This window comes from Pseudomonas sp. Irchel s3b6 (assembly GCF_900187415.1).
In the GTDB taxonomy this organism is placed as follows: Bacteria; Pseudomonadota; Gammaproteobacteria; order Pseudomonadales; family Pseudomonadaceae; genus Aquipseudomonas.
On sequence record NZ_FYDM01000001.1, the window covers coordinates 551,629 to 568,627 of the forward strand.

The window sequence follows — 16,999 nt, forward strand, 5'->3', positions numbered from 1 at the left end:
CCGGGATATTGGCTGTGGGATCGCCCGGCTGGGCGGGGGCGGGCACGGATCACGCCTGGCATTGACCGGGCGGCTGCGCTGCAGGCCAACGGTAGAGCGTGTCAGGGGGCAGGGGCGCGCTTGCGGACTGCCAGGGGATTAAGTGTTTCAGGCTGTTTAATCGGATCGCTCAGCGGATTTTTTCCACTGCGCATACGCCTGGGGCATGCATACCGCGCACGGGCGATAACCGGCGGCGCGGGCGGTGGCTTCGTCGGCGAAGAACACCCGATGCTTGACGTAGCCGCCCCGTGCGATGGCGCGCAGGGCGCCAGGGCAATCCAGACGGCCATAGATCCTTGAACGACGATGGCCACCCAGCAGCCCCGGTTCCGTGCTCGGCACCGTCTCGCGGCGGGCGTTCAGCAAACTGTAGGTTTTCATGTCTTCGGCACTCGCCACAGGTACCACGACGCCACCGTACGGTAAGGGTGGAAGGGTTGGCCAAGGTCGATCATCTGCTTGCGACTCGGCGTGGTCGCCAGGCCTTTGAGGCGTCGATAGCCGTCCCGCACCCCGAAGTCGTCGGCGGGCAGGATGTCCGGGCGTTCGAGGGTGTAGATCAGCAGCATCTCCACGGTCCAGCGACCAATGCCACGCAGCGGGGTCAGGCGCTCGATCAGGGTTTCGTCGTCCAGGGCCAGTGCGGTCGCGTAGTCGGGCACCACACCGTCCAGGGTCGCTTGGGCGATCCCCTGGATGGTCGCGACCTTGCTGGCCGAAAAGCCGCAACCGCGCAGCAGGGCAACGTCGCTGGCCGCCAGTTGTTCGGCACTGGGAAATGACTGGCCGGGGAACAAAGCCAGCAACCGGCCGACAATCGCATCGCCGGCGCGCACGTGCAGTTGTTGATAGGCGATGGCCCGCACCAGCGCTTCATACGGATCGCGAGTCGGCTTGGGTTCGTGCAGGCAAGGGCCGACGGTGGCGATCAGGCGCGCCCAGTCAGCGTCGAGGGCGGCCAGGAACTGGCTGGCGTGGTCATAGGGCATGGCGGATCCGGATAGGCAGTGGGGCACCCTGGACAGATTAGTCCTGTGTCCAGGGTGCCGCACCCGGTGTCTTGCGGTCACATTCGTCGTGGCTGCGCCATCAGGCCTTGCTGGCGGCCAGGTAGGCGCCCAGGCGGCGTCCCATTTCTTCGGCCAGCGCCTGCAAACCGCTCATGGGACGGACCATCACTTCAAACTCGACGATTTTTCCCTGTTCGTTGAAGCGGATCATGTCGATGCCTTTGAGCGTCTTGTCGCCGACCTTGGCGCTGAATTCGAGGACAACGTTCAGCCCGTCGGCGGTCGCCAGCTCACGGTAATAGGTAAATTCCTCAAGCACGTCGATCACCGTATTGAGGATCATCGACACCACGGGCGCCCCCGGGTAAGGCGAGTGGGCGATCGGCGAGCGGAATACCGCCTGAGGGTCCAGCAAGTCGGGCAGCGCCCGCAAGTCATGGCTGCGGATCATGGCGTGCCACTGTTGCAGGGACGCTGCGGCGCTGGGATGCAGTTTCAGCTCGGACATTGTCAGCTTCCTGTGTTTTTGTTGTGCTGGAAACGTTGCTGGATGGCACGGGCCGCATGGTCTGCCCAAAGGCTGTAGATCGCCGGGCCCGGATGGAACCCGTCCGCCGCCATCAGGCCGGCCACCGGGGCAAGGCTGATGGCCAGCAATGTGCAGTGGTCCTTGCGCTCGGCCAGGCCAGCCAGCCGGTGGTTGAAACGACTGGCCCGGCTGCCCAGGTACCAGCGTAGCGGTTGCGGCAGCGCCGGGAACAGGTGCATGGGCGGCAGCGGGGACACGACAATCTGCTTCACGGCGTATTTGCCGCTCAACAACTCCATCAAGCGGTCCTGTTGAGCCAGCCATTGATCAGCGCTGATGCGGCTGGTGACATCGTTGACGCCTACGCACAGCAGCACCACATCAAAGGGTTCCGGTGAGTTGCGTTCGAGCACGTTCAACAGCGCCCGGGAGTCCAGGCCCGATTGCGCCCAGAGTGTCCAGGTAATCCGATAATCGTTGGCCAGCCGTGCGACCAGCTTCCCGGTTATGGCTTCGTCCTGGGTCGCTGCGCCGACACCGGCGGCCGCGGAATCACCCAGAATCAACAGGCGCAGCGCCACGCCACAACCGGCCACGCCCTGGCGCTCGCCCTCGGCTTCCGGCAACTTTGGGGTAACCCAGCGGGTGTAGAGGCCCTGAATCAGCAGCAATGGCCCCAACGCAATCATTGCAAAGGCTTCAGTCATTTTACCGGTTCACCTCAGGCGCGGCGCGCCATCAAGAGTACGGTTGCCGCCGCCGACAACAACCCGGCGCAGCACCGATTGAACATCCGCTTGCCTTGGGGGCGGGCAAACCATCGACGCATATGCAGGCCCATGTAGGCATACGCCGCGATGGCAATCCACTCTAGCACCAGAAACAACAGGCCCAGCAGCGCGAACTGCGGCGTTACCGGCTGCGCCGGATCGACAAACTGCGGCAGGAAGGCGGTGAAAATCAGGATCGCCTTGGGGTTGCCTGGACTGAACGAGATATTGCATCTGCCATGCGCCTCTGGTGAAGGGCAGTAACCGACCCAATGCGGACGCTGACCAGCATTTGGTTAAGGGGCGGGCTTTAGCCCGTCCCAGTGAGCGAAGCGAACGGTTTGAACCAGTTGTTATGCATGTTTTACTAGCCGTTTCTTTAAATGATACAGGTTAGTCCCGATTGGTCGATCCTCAAGAACACCATAAATCTCATAACCATGCTGCTCATAGAACTGTTTAGCATCAACGGTTTTTAAGAATGCAACTACTGCCCCATTGTTGGCGCCAATCGTTTCTGCTTTTTCCAATAGCATAGAACCGACTTTTCTACCGCGATGAGATTCCTTAACCCAAAAGGTATCAATTTCTAAGCCATCCCAGTAACAATTACAGCTTATTGCACCGATGTAGTCGCCTACTTCATCGTGTGCAACCACCATAAATATTTTATCTTCCGATTCTGGCGGTAGATTTGGATATTGAATTCGAAGATGTTCTGAAAACCTATTATTCAGAACTCCCTGATCCTTTTCTGTTGGAGAATCCAATACATCAATCTTGATTTCCACTTTACTGCTCCGATCATTCAATTTTGAGGTGCCGTACGGCTTTTGGCATAACAATTAATTTTCGATATGCGATGTCGCATAACATTCCATGTCCATGCGTAATCCCTTGAATAATCAAAAAATCGAGTCTGTAAACGCGACATCAAGAAGGGGGAAAGCGGCATATTTTTTTGCACATTACTGAAGTGTTAGCTGCGTGTCCATGGTCTGCTTTTGGCCGATTTCTGCCTGTCGCGAAGGGCATCAATCGACCCAGGCTGTGTGAAAACGCATGCGCCGTTTTGAAGTCTGCGTTGCTACGTAAAATCTGTCGGCGTTTGCTTGGTCAGCAGACCTAAAATTTGCATAGGAACGCGATTTTTGTTCCGATTCTGACTGTCAAACTTGCTCTAAAACGGTTTCACACAGCCTGGACCCGAAGCAGCCATTTCATCAATGGCTGGAAGCGGCGACTAGGCTCCTGAGGTAGGCAGTCAAATCACGAAACGGGTTTCGCGATCTCAGAGGGTGGCAATATCTACTTTGTTCATGGCTATGGTCTCCGATAGGCACCCTGTGAAAGCTTAGTGGGGGTTCACAGGGTGGGAGGGGTAACCATTTTGTGTTTTACAGATTGTATTTCAACACTTCAGCGCACAGGCGGTGCGTACTGAATCCCGCCGTTGTTCCACAAGGCGTTGAGGCCTCGCTTGATCTTCAGCACGCTGCCCTGGCCAATGTTGCGCTCAAACACTTCGCTGTAGTTGCCGACCTGTTTGACTATCTGAACCACCCAGTCCTTGCGCAGCTTCAAGTCCTTGCCGTATTCACCATCGGCACCCAGCAGCCGTGCGACATCCGGGTTCTTGGTGCTCTTGGCCTGCTCTTCGACGTTCTGCGAGGTGATGCCCATTTCCTCGGCGTTGAGCATGGCGAACAGGGTCCACTTGACGATACTGAACCACTCCTCGTCGCCCTTGCGCACCAGCGGGCCGAGCGGCTCCTTGGAGATGATTTCCGGCAGCACCACGAATTCGTCGGGGTGGGCCATTTTGATCCGTTGGGCGTAAAGGCCCGACTGGTCAGTGGTCAACACATCGCAACGACCGGCTTCCAGGCCCTTGGCGCTTTCATCGGCGGTGTCGAAGGTGATGGGGGTGTATTTGAGGTTATTGGCGCGAAAGTAATCCGACACGTTGAGTTCGGTGGTGGTGCCAGCCTGGATGCAGATGGTCGCGCCGCCCAGTTCCTTGGCGCTGCTCACCCCCAGTTTGTTGTTCACCAAAAAGCCAATCCCGTCGTAATAGGTCACGCCGGTGAACACCAGGCCCATGCCGGCGTCCCGGGAACTGGTCCAGGTGGTGTTGCGGGAAATAAGGTCGATCTCCCCCGACTGCAACGCGGTGAAGCGCTCTTTGGCGGTCAACTGGCTGAACTTCACTTTCGACGCGTCGCCAAACAGCGCGGCAGCCACAGCGTGGCAAACATCGACGTCGATCCCGGTCATTTTGCCCTGAGCGTTCGGCACGCCGAACCCCGGCAGACCATCGCTGACACCGCACTGGATAAAGCCCTTTTTGGTAATGGCATCCAGCGTCGCCCCCGCTTGAGCGGTAGCGGTCACACCCAACAGGGCGGTGGCGGCCAACAAGGCCAGGGTGGATTTCATGCTCTTCATGCCAACGACTCCCTAGTGTTTCTTGTTATTCGACGCACATGTCGCGCGCCTGCACGCACCCGATAGTGGATGAAATCCTTGATACCGGTCAGTTTTAGTGGTTTTTTAGCCGTCCAACAAACGACCTTTCGGCAAGCGCTCCTTCCGGTTTGGAATGAACTGCCCCTGGCGCCGCATCCGTTCCCCTTTAGGTGGCCTCGTGTTTTCAAAACGTTTAACGCCGTCGATGACCGCCCTGCAGTGCTTCGAAGCGGCCGCTCGCCACCTCAGTTTCACCCGCGCCGCCCAAGAGTTGCACCTGACCCAAAGCGCCGTCAGTAAGCAGGTGGCGCAGTTGGAGGAAATGCTCTGCCACAACCTCTTCGAGCGAGTGCGCCAACGCCTGCACCTGTCGCCGGCCGGCGCCTTGTACCTGACCGAAGTGCACAAAATCCTCAATCAGGTGGACATCTCCAGCCGCTACATCCTCAGCTACGGCGGCGAAACCGAAGTCCTGCGTATCGCCACCCAGCCGACCTTCGGCGACCGCTGGCTGGTGCCCAAGCTCAAGGACTTCGCAGCGCTGCACCCCCGCATTCACCTGGACGTGCGCACCGATCTGGAGCCTTTCGACGTATTGCAGGCCAAGGCCGATATCGCGTTTTTCTACGGCCAGGGCTCCTGGCCGGGTGCGACCTGCATTGAATTGTTCAGTGAAGATGTGGTGCCGGTCTGCGCCCCGGGGTTCGTCGCCAGCACCGAGATCGCCCCTTCCCAACACACTTTGCTGCAATGCACCTCCCGCCCTGAGGCCTGGCATGCATGGTTTCTGGAACAGGGTCTGCATTCGCAGAACAGCTACCACGGCCCACGTTTCGACACGTTTTACATGTGCATTCGCGCCGCCCAGTCGGGGTACGGCGTGGCGCTGGTGCCCCGGTACATGGTGAGCGACGAACTGGCCCGGGGCAGCCTGGTAATTCCCTGGGATTACGCCATGCCCAGCGCCGGCGCACACTTCATCGCCCATGCCGAGCATGCGGGGGAAGTGCCCAAGGTGAAGGCGTTTTTGCGGTGGATGGTCACGTATATCACGCCCGCCTAGGACTCCCGTGGCTCTATGTGGGAGCGGGCATGCTCCAGAGAACACCACACATCCCAAATTTTTATAATGACCCGCACACTTTACTTAGTTTGCGGCACGGACCTGCCCCCGGCTTAGATACCCCTAGCTGCTCATCAGTATTGGCGCCGAATCAAACAACGTTGCTGACATGATGCAGCTCTTCCACTGGCCGCTATTGGCCGAAATCTGCCTGTCACCTGGGTTTATATTGGGCATCGTTAGGGTTGCCCACCGCCACCAGAAACTCTTGCCGGGCCAACGCCAGCAATCCCGCTTCAGCTGTCCTGGTCTGTGTTTCGGCCTGGGGATTGGCCTTCCACAATTGATAGGCGAGGTAAAACAGGTAAGCCGCGCCGAGGATCTTGATCCCGTAGAACAACCACTCCGATGTTTGCAGCACCACCGCCAGCCCGGCCGAGGCGAGGGCGATCATCCCGGCGAACGCCAGCAAACGCCCGACCCCGGCCAGGCAGGAGGTGCGGTAGCCGTAGCGGGTCGCGTTGCTGACCGACAGCAGGTTGTTGGGGCCTGGCGCCATGTTCAGGGCGAAGCAGGCAGGGAGAAACAGGGTGAAGGTGGCGAGATCCATGGACGGCTCCGGTATGAAGGTGTTGTCCTGTTTTCAGGAGGCGGACCCGAAGCAGACTCTGGAAACATAGGACATGGGCGCAAATCCGTGCAAGGGTCATCTTGGAGGGCGAGGTTTTTGTCTTGCGCGCTTCGCCTGCATCTGATGAGCGCTGTCCTGCGGGGACTTCGGTTTCTGTATCGTGCGGGACAGAATATTGCTGCTGGCACGGGCCGATCAGTGCGATCCAGCAATCACGACCAAGCGCTCAGGCGGGGCCTAGTAATGTTGCAAGCATGCGTCCGATTTCAGCAATGCCTGCGTTGCGTTCATCCATGGATGCGTCGGTCTCGGTGATGTAAATGGCGACCACCGCTGGTTTGCGCTCAGGCGGCCAGATCACCGCAACGATGGACCGCGAACCATACCCGCCTGCACCTGTTCGATCAGCGATTCGCCAGTTCGCTGGCAAGCCTGCACGAAGCAATGGTCCGCCCACTTTGTTACCGACAAGCCAATTTTCTAGCTGCTGGCGGGAGGAGGGTGAGAGTTTGGTCCCCAGGACAAGTTCCTGCAGGCTCCGTGCAATAGCTTCAGGAGTTGTGCTGTCGCGCGGGTCGTCGGGCATGGCTTCGTTAAGTGCGGTTTCCCAGCGATCGAGTCGGGTTATATCATCCCCCAACGAGCGCATAAACCTGGTGAAGCCATCTGGTCCTCCAAGGGTGCCAAGGATTATGTTGGCCGCAGTATTGTCACTCATGGACATGGCTGCCTCACAAAGCTCAGAAAGCGTCATGCCGTCGCCGCCAACGCGTTGCTCCGTCACGGGGGAGTACGTGACGAGGTCATCTTCATGGACGACGACCCTGCGATTTGGATCCTCCTTTCCCGCATCGATACGAGCAAGAAGGCCTGCGCAAGCAAATGCCTTGAACGTGCTTGTCATGGGGAATCGTTCGTCAGCCCGATGAGACCAAACCTTTCCCGACTCCGTATCGATGATCGTTGCCCCCAGGCGTGCATTCAGGTGCGTCTCGATCTCGGTGAGTGTGCGAGATAACGGGTCATCCGTCTCGTGTTTCGCCACGGTGATTAGCGGAAATAGGCTCAAACCTACTGCGAAAGCCGCACTGAAGAAGTGTGCATATTTTAAGGGTGGGGACTTCTTGTTGTATTTGCTCATCGGCTCAGCTAACGAAATGGAGTGGCGTAGGGCAAGGTTCGTACCCCAAGCGTAGAGAATACAAAAATATCGGCTGTCTGTTGGCGTTCAGGTTGGAAGTCGACGAAAAAGCAGACCCTGTAGAGCTGATTGCGTTTGGCACCGATGAGTAACGAGAGCGACCGCTGTGATGCGGCGCGCGCATGCGGTCTCTCCCGGAGCACTGATTTACATATAAAGAGGTTTTTCCTCCTGATAATTCAAAGTCTCCCCTGGGTGGGGCACCGCCCGTCACTACTGGAAAAGGGGTAAGCCAGCCGTACCGGCATAGAAGACAATCAACTCGACGGCTTCAGCGCCGGTGACCCCTTGATGAGTGGTATCCATCACTTCAAGTACTGCATCCCCCGTGCTGAAGGATTGACGCTCCCCTGTCGCTTGCTTGATGACTTGCAAGGAGCCTTTCACCACGTATGCAGCACTGGGCATGGGATGGCGATGCCAGCGAAGCGATGTATTGGCTGGAATGACAATCCGTGTAACGGTGAGCTGGGGAGTACCTTTGGGATATTGACCATAGGCAATACCGTCCCATGACGCTGTACCCTGAACCAGCACTGTTGACGTGGGTGTTGACGACTGCTCAGCCGAAGCGTTTACGGGCAGCAAGATGACTAAGCCGATGACGCAGATTATTGTTCTAAACATATCGTACCCACGCGTTGGGAAAATAGAGAAAGCATCGCTTGTCGATTGAGGTTCGGCGATACAGTGGACGCTGTGAAAAAGTTGCCTTCTGTCGTCTGGCCGGGAGATTAGCCTGCACGGGCGATGACAAAAAAGTTCGCTTGAGCCGTTTTAAGCGTTTTTGAGAACTATCTCACTTCAGCCGTCCTGGCCTGTGTTTCGGCCCGGGAGCGGGTGTTCCCCATCAGCGCGACGTCGATGGGGGAGAATCAGGGGGGGAGGGTGGCGAGATCCAGAGGCGGGTCCACACTTGTTGTTCTGTAAGCGTCTGTTTGTGGACCCTGAGTGACGGTTCGTGAATGCCTGCATCGAACCCGTGGCGACGGCGACAGCCTCACGAGACCGGTCTGCGCAGATCCTTCATGGGCGATGACCCACCGGCGACAAGGGGGCACATCCATAGAGGCTATCAATACCATTCCCAAAACCTATTGGATGGGGTGGGAACCGCGTTCCACACTGCACAGTGGATTAGTCTGAAAACAACAGTTGGAGTTAGCCATGTCAACCGAATCGAAGTGCCCGTTCGCGGGTGACGCTCGTAAACATGTGGTAGCACAAGCCCCGTCGAATGCCGACTGGTGGCCAGATCAACTGAAACTGAGCATCCTGCACCAGCACTCTTCCAAGTCCGACCCCATGGGGGAGGGATTCAATTACGCCGAGGCCTTCAAGCAGCTTGATCTGGATGCCGTGATCAAGGACCTGCATGCCTTGATGACCGATTCGCAGGACTGGTGGCCAGCGGACTTCGGGCACTACGGCCCCTTGTTCATCCGCATGGCCTGGCACAGCGCTGGCACGTACCGCATCGCCGATGGTCGCGGCGGCGGTGGGACCGGCAATCAACGGTTCGCCCCGCTCAACAGTTGGCCGGACAACGCCAACCTCGACAAGGCGCGCAGGCTGCTGTGGCCGATCAAGCAAAAATACGGCCGCAACATTTCCTGGGCCGACCTGATGATCCTGAGCGGTAACGTTGCACTGGAGTCGATGGGCTTCAAGACCTTCGGCTTCGCCGGCGGGCGCGCGGACATCTGGGAGCCGGAAGAAGACATCTATTGGGGCTCCGAGACCACCTGGCTGGGCGACAACCGCTACACCGGCGACCGGGACCTGGAAAACCCCCTGGGTGCCGTGCAGATGGGGCTGATCTACGTCAACCCGCAAGGCCCCAATGCTAACCCGGACCCGATTGCGGCAGCGCGGGATATCCGCGAAACCTTCGCCCGCATGGCCATGAATGACGAGGAAACGGTCGCGCTGATCGCTGGCGGCCACAGTTTCGGTAAAACCCACGGTGCCGGCGATGCGCAACTGGTGGGCCCCGACCCTGAGGCGGCCGACATCGCGCAGCAAGGCCTGGGCTGGAAGAGCGCCTTTGGCACCGGGGTCGCGGGAGATGCGATCACCAGCGGCCTGGAAGTCACCTGGACCAGCACCCCAACGTCGTGGAGCAACAACTTCCTGTCCAACCTGTTCGGCTACGAATGGGAACTGACCCAGAGCCCGGCCGGTGCGCACCAGTGGAAGCCCAAGAATGGCGCTGGTGACGGTACGGTGCCGGATGCCCATGACCCCTCGAAACGTCACGCACCTTCGATGCTGACCACCGACCTGTCGTTGCGGTTCGACCCGGCCTACGAAAAGATTGCCCGGCGCTTCCACGACCACCCGGATCAGTTGGCGGACGCCTTCGCGCGGGCCTGGTACAAATTGATCCACCGCGACATGGGGCCGATTGCCCGCTACCTTGGCCCGCTGGTGCCGACCGAGCAACTGCTGTGGCAAGACCCGATTCCCGCCGTGGACCACCCCTTGATTGACGAGCAGGACATCGCCGCCCTCAAGGCCAGGCTCCTCTCTTGCGGCTTGTCCGCACCTCAGTTGGTCACCACGGCCTGGGCGTCCGCGGTCACGTTCCGCGGCAGCGACAAGCGCGGTGGCGCCAATGGCGCGCGTATTCGCCTGGCGCCGCAGAACAACTGGGCGGTCAACGAACCGGCTGAACTGGCCAAAGTCCTGGCGCAACTGGAGGCGATCCAGAACGACTTCAACAACGCGCAGTCCGGCGGCAAGAAGGTGTCGCTCGCCGACCTGATCGTGCTGGGCGGTTGCGCCGCCATCGAGGCCGCCGCAAAAAAAGCCGGTCACGACGTGAAGGTACCGTTCTCGCCAGGGCGCATGGACGCCGTGCAGGACCAGACCGACGTGGACTCGTTCGCCGTACTGGAGCCGATTGCAGATGGTTTCCGCAACTACGCCAGCAAGGGACTGGAGGATTGTGCAGCCGAGGTGCTGGTGGACAAGGCACAGTTGCTGACACTCACCGCGCCCGAGATGACGGTGCTCATTGGCGGCCTGCGTGCGCTCAACGCCAACTTCGGGCAGTCCCACCACGGCGTGTTCACTCAGCAACCGGGAACACTGAGCAATGATTTCTTTGTGAACCTGCTCGACATGAACACCCAGTGGGCGAAATCCGCCACCGCTGAAGGCGTGCTGGAGGGGCGCGACCGGGCCACGGGCACGCTCAAGTGGACGGGCACTGTGGTTGACCTGGTCTTCGGCTCCAACTCCCAACTCCGGGCACTCGCCGAAGTCTACGCCAGCAGCGACGCCCAGCCGATGTTCGTGCGTGACTTTGTCGCGGCCTGGAACAAAGTGATGAACCTTGATCGATTCGACTTAACTTAAATAGCGGGGTATAGCGCAGAGGTTGTCATGATGTTGGCGTTTGCGGCAAAAAAGCGCCTCGGCGCGGTTGCCGGCTCCAACATCTGCAGAAGGCATCCAGCGGCCATGAACTCTGGCTATCATTGTCCAGTCTTCATGGCCTAACTGCTTGGCTACCCACATTGGATGCTCTCCCGCCGAGAGCATCATCGATGCGTATGTGTGGCAGCGTTGGCATGGCCTGCGGTATCGGACCCCTGACTTCTTCATTGCCGGTACCCAGGCAATTTTGTAAATTTGTCCTGCGTGCTCCCATGGCTTCCCGATGACTGGACTCATGAAGATCCTGCACCCGCCAGCCAAGTCGAAGCTTTTTGCTGAATAAGCGCCTCGCGCGGCGGGCTCTTACGTTACGCCCGCGGGCATCGCCAGTGGCGTCGCGAAATTCAACGCAACCATGTACACCAAGCCTCTGCCTGGCCCGGTTAGCCCGGCGTTTGCACAGATGAAGTCGAACACCGCTTCGGCCTGGGCGTCATCCACCACCACGTTGACCACCCGGGAGAGCACCGCTTCTGGCACTTCGTTGCGGGGCGCCTTGGCGGCCTGCAGTACGGCTACACCGCGGCAACTGACGCTGTCCGCGCGCGTAATGCCATGCGCCTCTCGCAACAGCAGCAACAGCCTGCGTTCCGTGCCATCGTCGGGCAACACGCAGGTAATGAGTTTTGCAGCCCCGCCCGGTATACCCGCAACCGGCACGCTCACGAGGCATTCCCCTGTTCCAGCATTTCCCGGGGGATGTAGGTGGCCACTTTTTCCACCGGTGTCGTATAGATCATGCCCGCACCGGGAACATCCAGGTTGGCCGCGTGATAGATGGCCTCGAGTACCGCGTCCTGGTAGTCGGTAGCGACCAGCAGGCTGACCACTTCTTTCTCCGCATCGATGGCGATGCTGAGCAGGCCGTGCCGCTCACGGGGGCCAAGCCCGTTGGCGTGGTAGACAATGGCGCCTGGCGCGCCCATGCCCTGGGCCGCACGGATCACCAGGTCTGCGCGCCCGACGGGGACAATGCAGGTGATCAGTGCAACGTCAGTAAGGTAGGTAATGCCTTCAGCTTTCATCCCGCTTCTCCCGTGCCCAATAATTGATTCGCAGGCTGTTTCGTGACGGCCTTTGCCTGTCTCCACAACTGGAAACGCGCCCACTGTCCGAGGAGCATGACGGTGATCACGGGGCCGACGGATGCCATACAAAGTATTCCGAAACCCTCGACTGCGTTGGTGGCATTGCCCAGTCCCAGCCCCATGGCCAGAACGAGCGGCACGGTGATTGGCCCCGTGGTGACACCCGCACTGTCCCAAGCCACATTGACAAACTCTTCGGTGGAAAAAACCGTCAGTACCACAGCGAATAGGTAGGACGGCACCACCAGCCAGACCAGTGGCAGGCCGAATACCAGCTTGGCCACACCCACGGCAATACCGCAGGCGACGCCTATCGATACCGCACGTATCAGGCTGCGCTTGCGGATAAAGCCGTTGGTCAGGGTCTCTGCGGTGACGCCGAGCGCATTCAGCGCGGGTTCGGCGACGGTCGCGCCGTACCCGAGCACCCAGGCGAAGGCCAAGGCCAGTACCAGCCCCACCTGATACCTATAGAGCGGGGAGTCGTCCGAGCCGGGAGTCTGCATGAAGGCCGTCGGAATCAGCGAACCGGCACTCCCTCCCAGCTTCGACAGACCGTAGGTCAGCCCGAGATTGAACACGCACATGCCCACCACGGTCAGGGCGATACCGAGCAAGATCTCACCGCGCCGCGGCAGGCTCTGGCGCAGCAGCAGTTTGAGCACGATCAGTAGGAATACCACCAAAGGCACAATGGCCCGTAGCCCCGAAACAATCTCCAGTCCGGGGCTGACCCTGTGCCAGTGCGCAGCCTGTTGTCCGGCGTCGGTAGCGGCCTGCGCCGCGGCGATGATTTCCGCCGGCGAGGAGATAGCCGCCACGTACAGGCCCAGCGCCATAACCCCGATGACGGGAAACAGCGAGGCCAGGGTGACAACACCGAACCCGGACAGCCCGGAGCCGCCCTTGCCTGCGGCAGCCGCGATGCCGATGCCCAACGCCAGGACCAGCGGTACAGTGACCGGCCCGGTGGTGACCGCGCCAGCATCCCAGGCCAGGCCAATAACCTTTGCCAGCTCAGGGTCACTGCTCATATACACCGTCAGCAGCAGAACGGGCGCCAGCGATAAATAGATCAACGGCTTCAGGCTCCAGCCGTAGAGGAAGCGGAGCGTGCCGGCTACAGCGGCCAGGCCGACGCTGGCCCCCACAACCAGGACCAGTTCGCTGGTCCACTGATTGAGTATCGCCCAGAGGTAGGGCGCGTGCTGCGCAGAAACGTTCTGCCCAGCGGCGCGCAGCGCGCCGATAGCGGGCTCGGCGAACGTCACCCCGATGCCCAGCAGCAGGGTAACCAGCAACACCACAGGCAGGGATAACTTGCGCGGAAGGTTGCTGCCGATGATTTCGCCGAATGGCATCAGGCCGAGTTTCAGCCCTTCCATGAACAGCATCAGGCCGACGATCACGGCGAACAGCCCGCCCGTGACAAGCAGCGAGTCCTCCACCAACTGGCGCAGGATGATGATCTGAAACAACACCAGGTACAGGGCCAGCGGCACCACGGCGCGAAGCTGCGCCATCAGCCGGACATTGATATAGGGCTTGAGGATGGCGGCGATCTCGTCTCCGCGCAATTTCGCAGCTTTGTGGGGCGCGGCCTGCCAGCGGCCATCGACATCGCGAACCGGTGCGGATACCAGTTCACGCATGGGTATTTCGCGGCGACCGGCTCCGATCATGTGCATGTAGTCGGCGTAGCGAATGGGGTCTTTCATAGGGTCATCTGTTGAGGTTGATCTACCGGTGTACGATCAACAGGCGGTCTCGCATTGTCGCGATTCTGGCTAAAAGCCTGTTTTCTTTTCCTGTCGCGTAGGATTTTGCCTGCCCTCGGCAAGCAACGTGATGACTTTAGTCATGATGTTGATTGATCTATCACCCCTGCTTTCGCAGGCATTCGAGGGGAGTTTTGTCCTTTTCCCTGCTGGCGGGAAGGGCGGATACCACTCATTCAGGTCAATCGTGACCAGGGCGCCACGAACGTTTTCGGCAACCTGGGCGCGATCCAGAGCGTGAGTTCCATGAAGGCCGCTTCCAGGGCGAGCTGATTTTCGTTGATCTTGAATAACAGGGAAGGGAGCAGGCCTGAGTCTGACCTCGCATATCCGCCGTGGAGTTTTCAGCGTAGCCGCGTGGGACAGAGCAGATGGGGGCTTTGTACGCTCGGAAGAACGCCTGTGATGGCTGGCAATGTTGTCATAAAGCTGGCATTGCACAGCCCACTGGGGCCATTCAGGCCCCAATGGGTTCGAGCGATACCGCTACAGGCCGCGTGAAATAGGGCCTGAAAACCCACTGGGTGAGGTGATGAGCCTCGATCGATTCGACCTCACGTAATCCCGGGACCTGGAGGCTTCTGTACCCACTGATCCCCGACCTGGCGCCGGATGCCCCGCGCCAGGTCGGGGCAGGAGGGCGCCTGCCCGGCACGCTCAAGGGGTGATTCTGATCCGTATTTTTCGTTGCTTTCTGCTGCTGTAACGAACACCGTCCGCGCCGCACAATAACGCCATGACCGCAGACTGAAGAGGGTGGAGACCACATGTTGAAGATGGCCGTGTTTCTGGGTGGATTTCTGGCGTTAACCATCCTGATTGGTGTACTCGCCACCATTTCTCCGGTTTGACCGGAAGAGGGCAAGAGCCGCTTCGGCACCCCTCAACCCTGGTACTCCAGGGGATCAGACCTTTAAAAATCAGTGGCTTGCATAACAGTGTGCATGCTAACCTATTGAAATTCAGGGCGTTATAGCCGGATCGTTCGCGACCTCGGCCGACCCTGTAGAAAGCTCTGCAGATCCATGATCTACAGAGCTTTTTTGTTTCGATTGCGTTGCAAGGTTTTGTCTTGAAATTAGCCTCGACGAACTTGCTTAGCAGGGGATGGCTGTATATATTTCTCCCCCTGCCGCGATAGTGGCAAAAACGACGGGTTTGCATCAGATCGTCGTGAACGCTTCACCGCGCTACCGCCCGAATGGCGAAACTGGTAGACGCATGGGACTTAAAATCCCCCGCTCGTAAGGGCGTGCCGGTTCGATTCCGGCTTCGGGCACCATTTACGCTTCCAAGGTTATACCAGACCTTCTCAAAAGCCCCGCAGGCATTGGCCTAGCGGGGCTTTTTCGTTATTGCCTCCCTCCATCATTTAGCACACCTTCTCGATTTTTTTAGTACATTGCTCAGCACATCTGAATTCGACTGCCATGGTTATGTACTAATGCCCCTCACTGATACAGCTGTCAGGCAAGCAAAGCCCAAAGAGAAGGATTACAGCGTCAGCGATACCGCTGGATTGTCCTTGTTCGTAGCCGTCAAAGGCTCGAAAGCGTGGCACTTCCGATTCTCATGGCATGGACAGCAACCGCGTATATCTCTGGGCACCTACCCCGAAATATCCCTGAAAGAAGCCCGCGAACGCCGGGACCAGGCCCGCGCGCTCATTGCAAAGGGTATAGATCCTCGTTCGCAGCGCCGTGAAGAGAAGCGTGCAGCCATAACTGGCGCGGTGAAGACCTTCGAGGTGGTGGCCAACGAATGGTACGCCTTCAAGGCGCCACGCATGCTGACGGCCAAAAAAGGTGGCGCTACTCAGTCGCGCATGTATCTGGACAAGGATCTGATCCCGGTGCTTGGCAAAATCCCGGTGGCCGATGTGAAACGCGCTGATGTACTAAGTGCCATGCGTCGAGTCGAGGCACGCGGCGCACTGAACGTGGCACGAAAGTGTCGTTCATGGCTCAATGAGATTTTCAGGTTCGCCATCGCTTCCGACTACATTGAAACCAATCCTGCCTCCGACCTGGATATCGTTGCGGTCAAAGAGCCACCGGAGAAGCACAATCCGATGCTTCGACAGGCAGAGCTGAAAGACTTCCTTGTGGCACTTCGCCAATTCAATGGGGCTGCCTACACGAAGAGCGCGATCCGCATTCTGCTTCTGACCGGGGTGCGCACCGGTGAACTGCGTAATGCAACCTGGAGTCAGTTCAATCTTGATGACGCGCTTTGGACTATTCCGGCCGAAGGCGTGAAACAGCTACAAAAGGTGATCAGGGCAAAAGGGGGGGATAAGGTGCCGGCCTATCTGGTGCCACTGTCGCGGCAGGCGGCTGAAGAGGTACGTCAGGTCCATGAGATGACTGGCCGATACAAACTGCTGATCCCGGGCCGGAGTGACCCGGGCAAGCCGATCAGCGACGGTACAGTCAATATGGCCCTGAAGCGCATGGGGTATGAAGGCAGACTGACCGGGCACGGTATCCGCGCCACAATCTCAACGGCCTTGAACGAGATGGGTTACAACGAGGACTGGATCGAGGCGCAGTTGTCGCATGCGAGCTCGAGCAAAGTGCGGAAGACGTACAACCACGCGGAATACGTCGAGCAGCGACGGGGGATGATGCAGGACTGGGCCGATTATCTGGACAAGCTAGAGGGGAGGTAACCATTCTGCTCGCGGGCAGCTGCACGACTGGCTGCCCATTGCGTGACTTCCGAACGAATCCAGGCGACTGCCTTATCACCAATCTTGGCCTGACGCGGAAATTTTCCGCTGGTCGCCATACGGTAAATGGACGCCGTGCTGAGCCCGGAGATGCGGCGTACTTCTGGCAGGCGGATGTACTCGATGAAGTCTTCATTTCTTTCAGTATTCATTTGATATTCCGTGTCGCGCGTGGCGGCAGAAGGTGGGGGGAGTGGTTGCTCGCGGCGCTGGAAGTCAGCGCAGAGGATGATCTTGGTTTGA

At 59.0% G+C, this 16,999-nt stretch carries 15 protein-coding genes, 1 tRNA gene and 2 pseudogenes; 4 read left to right on the forward strand and 14 right to left on the reverse strand.

Features of this window, described 5'->3' with window-relative positions; all coding sequences use genetic code 11:
- Positions 1 to 156 precede the first annotated feature (156 nt).
- The 7 genes and pseudogenes from CKW07_RS02590 to CKW07_RS02620 form a co-directional block, all read right to left on the reverse strand.
- Entirely contained in the window at positions 157 to 423 is a 267-nt protein-coding gene (locus tag CKW07_RS02590; RefSeq protein ID WP_095143434.1) for an Ada metal-binding domain-containing protein, read from the reverse strand.
- Positions 420 to 1,031 carry a DNA-3-methyladenine glycosylase gene (locus CKW07_RS02595; protein ID WP_095143435.1) on the reverse strand — a complete coding sequence of 204 codons (612 nt, stop codon included), beginning with the start codon at positions 1,029 to 1,031 and terminating at the stop codon, positions 420 to 422. The genes CKW07_RS02590 and CKW07_RS02595 overlap by 4 nt, the downstream gene beginning before the upstream one ends.
- Before the next feature lie 100 nt (positions 1,032 to 1,131).
- Positions 1,132 to 1,560, reverse strand: a complete 429-nt coding sequence (locus CKW07_RS02600; RefSeq protein ID WP_095143436.1) for a nuclear transport factor 2 family protein — start codon at positions 1,558 to 1,560, stop codon at positions 1,132 to 1,134.
- Positions 1,561 to 1,562: 2 nt separating this feature from the next.
- Positions 1,563 to 2,288: an SGNH/GDSL hydrolase family protein gene (locus CKW07_RS02605; RefSeq protein WP_095143437.1), complete on the reverse strand. Its 726-nt coding sequence runs from the start codon at positions 2,286 to 2,288 to the stop codon at positions 1,563 to 1,565.
- A gap of 14 nt (positions 2,289 to 2,302) precedes the next feature.
- Positions 2,303 to 2,563: pseudogene (locus CKW07_RS02610) on the reverse strand (LysE family translocator); the annotation flags it as partial.
- A 141-nt stretch (positions 2,564 to 2,704) separates the two neighbouring features.
- Positions 2,705 to 3,142: a GNAT family N-acetyltransferase gene (locus tag CKW07_RS02615; protein WP_218192020.1), complete on the reverse strand. Its 438-nt coding sequence runs from the start codon at positions 3,140 to 3,142 to the stop codon at positions 2,705 to 2,707.
- 628 nt (positions 3,143 to 3,770) lie between these two features.
- Positions 3,771 to 4,799 (reverse strand): amino acid ABC transporter substrate-binding protein, encoded by a 1,029-nt coding sequence (locus CKW07_RS02620; protein WP_095077204.1) that lies wholly within the window; start codon positions 4,797 to 4,799, stop codon positions 3,771 to 3,773.
- A 226-nt stretch (positions 4,800 to 5,025) separates the two neighbouring features.
- On the opposite strand from CKW07_RS02620, the gene CKW07_RS02625 reads away from it, so the two are divergent.
- Positions 5,026 to 5,883, forward strand: coding sequence for a LysR family transcriptional regulator (locus CKW07_RS02625; RefSeq protein ID WP_256577003.1), 858 nt, complete (start codon positions 5,026 to 5,028; stop codon positions 5,881 to 5,883).
- Positions 5,884 to 6,124: 241 nt separating this feature from the next.
- On the opposite strand, the pseudogene CKW07_RS02630 reads toward CKW07_RS02625, so the two are convergent.
- The 3 genes and pseudogenes from CKW07_RS02630 to CKW07_RS25105 form a co-directional block, all read right to left on the reverse strand.
- Positions 6,125 to 6,493, reverse strand: a pseudogene (locus CKW07_RS02630) (LysE family translocator); the annotation flags it as partial.
- 247 nt (positions 6,494 to 6,740) lie between these two features.
- Entirely contained in the window at positions 6,741 to 7,655 is a 915-nt protein-coding gene (gene bla, locus CKW07_RS02635; RefSeq protein WP_095143438.1) for a class A beta-lactamase, read from the reverse strand.
- A 273-nt stretch (positions 7,656 to 7,928) separates the two neighbouring features.
- Positions 7,929 to 8,342, reverse strand: a complete 414-nt coding sequence (locus CKW07_RS25105; protein ID WP_141234413.1) for a cupin domain-containing protein — start codon at positions 8,340 to 8,342, stop codon at positions 7,929 to 7,931.
- A gap of 540 nt (positions 8,343 to 8,882) precedes the next feature.
- Between CKW07_RS25105 and katG the strand changes: the two genes are divergently transcribed.
- The gene (gene katG / locus CKW07_RS02645) at positions 8,883 to 11,078 is read left to right on the forward strand and encodes a catalase/peroxidase HPI (protein ID WP_095143440.1); all 2,196 of its coding nucleotides are present in this window, start codon (positions 8,883 to 8,885) and stop codon (positions 11,076 to 11,078) included.
- A gap of 384 nt (positions 11,079 to 11,462) precedes the next feature.
- Here the strand turns inward: katG and CKW07_RS02655 are convergent, their stop codons facing one another.
- From CKW07_RS02655 to CKW07_RS02665, 3 genes are read right to left on the reverse strand one after another with little or no spacing between them, the layout of a single operon-like run.
- Positions 11,463 to 11,825 carry a hypothetical protein gene (locus tag CKW07_RS02655; protein ID WP_095143441.1) on the reverse strand — a complete coding sequence of 121 codons (363 nt, stop codon included), beginning with the start codon at positions 11,823 to 11,825 and terminating at the stop codon, positions 11,463 to 11,465.
- On the reverse strand, positions 11,822 to 12,184 hold the full coding sequence (locus CKW07_RS02660; RefSeq protein ID WP_095143442.1) for a P-II family nitrogen regulator: 363 nt from the start codon (positions 12,182 to 12,184) through the stop codon (positions 11,822 to 11,824). Before CKW07_RS02660 ends, CKW07_RS02655 begins: the two co-directional genes overlap by 4 nt.
- Positions 12,181 to 13,965: a DUF1538 domain-containing protein gene (locus tag CKW07_RS02665; RefSeq protein WP_095143443.1), complete on the reverse strand. Its 1,785-nt coding sequence runs from the start codon at positions 13,963 to 13,965 to the stop codon at positions 12,181 to 12,183. Before CKW07_RS02665 ends, CKW07_RS02660 begins: the two co-directional genes overlap by 4 nt.
- Positions 13,966 to 15,220: 1,255 nt before the next feature.
- Here CKW07_RS02665 and CKW07_RS02670 point away from each other — a divergent pair.
- Together CKW07_RS02670 and CKW07_RS02675 are read left to right on the forward strand one after the other, a co-directional pair.
- Positions 15,221 to 15,307 (forward strand) — tRNA-Leu (locus CKW07_RS02670).
- 162 nt (positions 15,308 to 15,469) lie between these two features.
- Complete coding sequence (locus CKW07_RS02675; RefSeq protein ID WP_095143444.1) at positions 15,470 to 16,696, forward strand: integrase arm-type DNA-binding domain-containing protein; 1,227 nt, start codon at positions 15,470 to 15,472, stop codon at positions 16,694 to 16,696.
- Here the strand turns inward: CKW07_RS02675 and CKW07_RS02680 are convergent.
- Positions 16,669 to 16,908 carry an AlpA family transcriptional regulator gene (locus CKW07_RS02680; protein WP_095143445.1) on the reverse strand — a complete coding sequence of 80 codons (240 nt, stop codon included), beginning with the start codon at positions 16,906 to 16,908 and terminating at the stop codon, positions 16,669 to 16,671. The genes CKW07_RS02675 and CKW07_RS02680 overlap by 28 nt on opposite strands.
- Between the last annotated feature and the right edge of the window lie 91 nt (positions 16,909 to 16,999).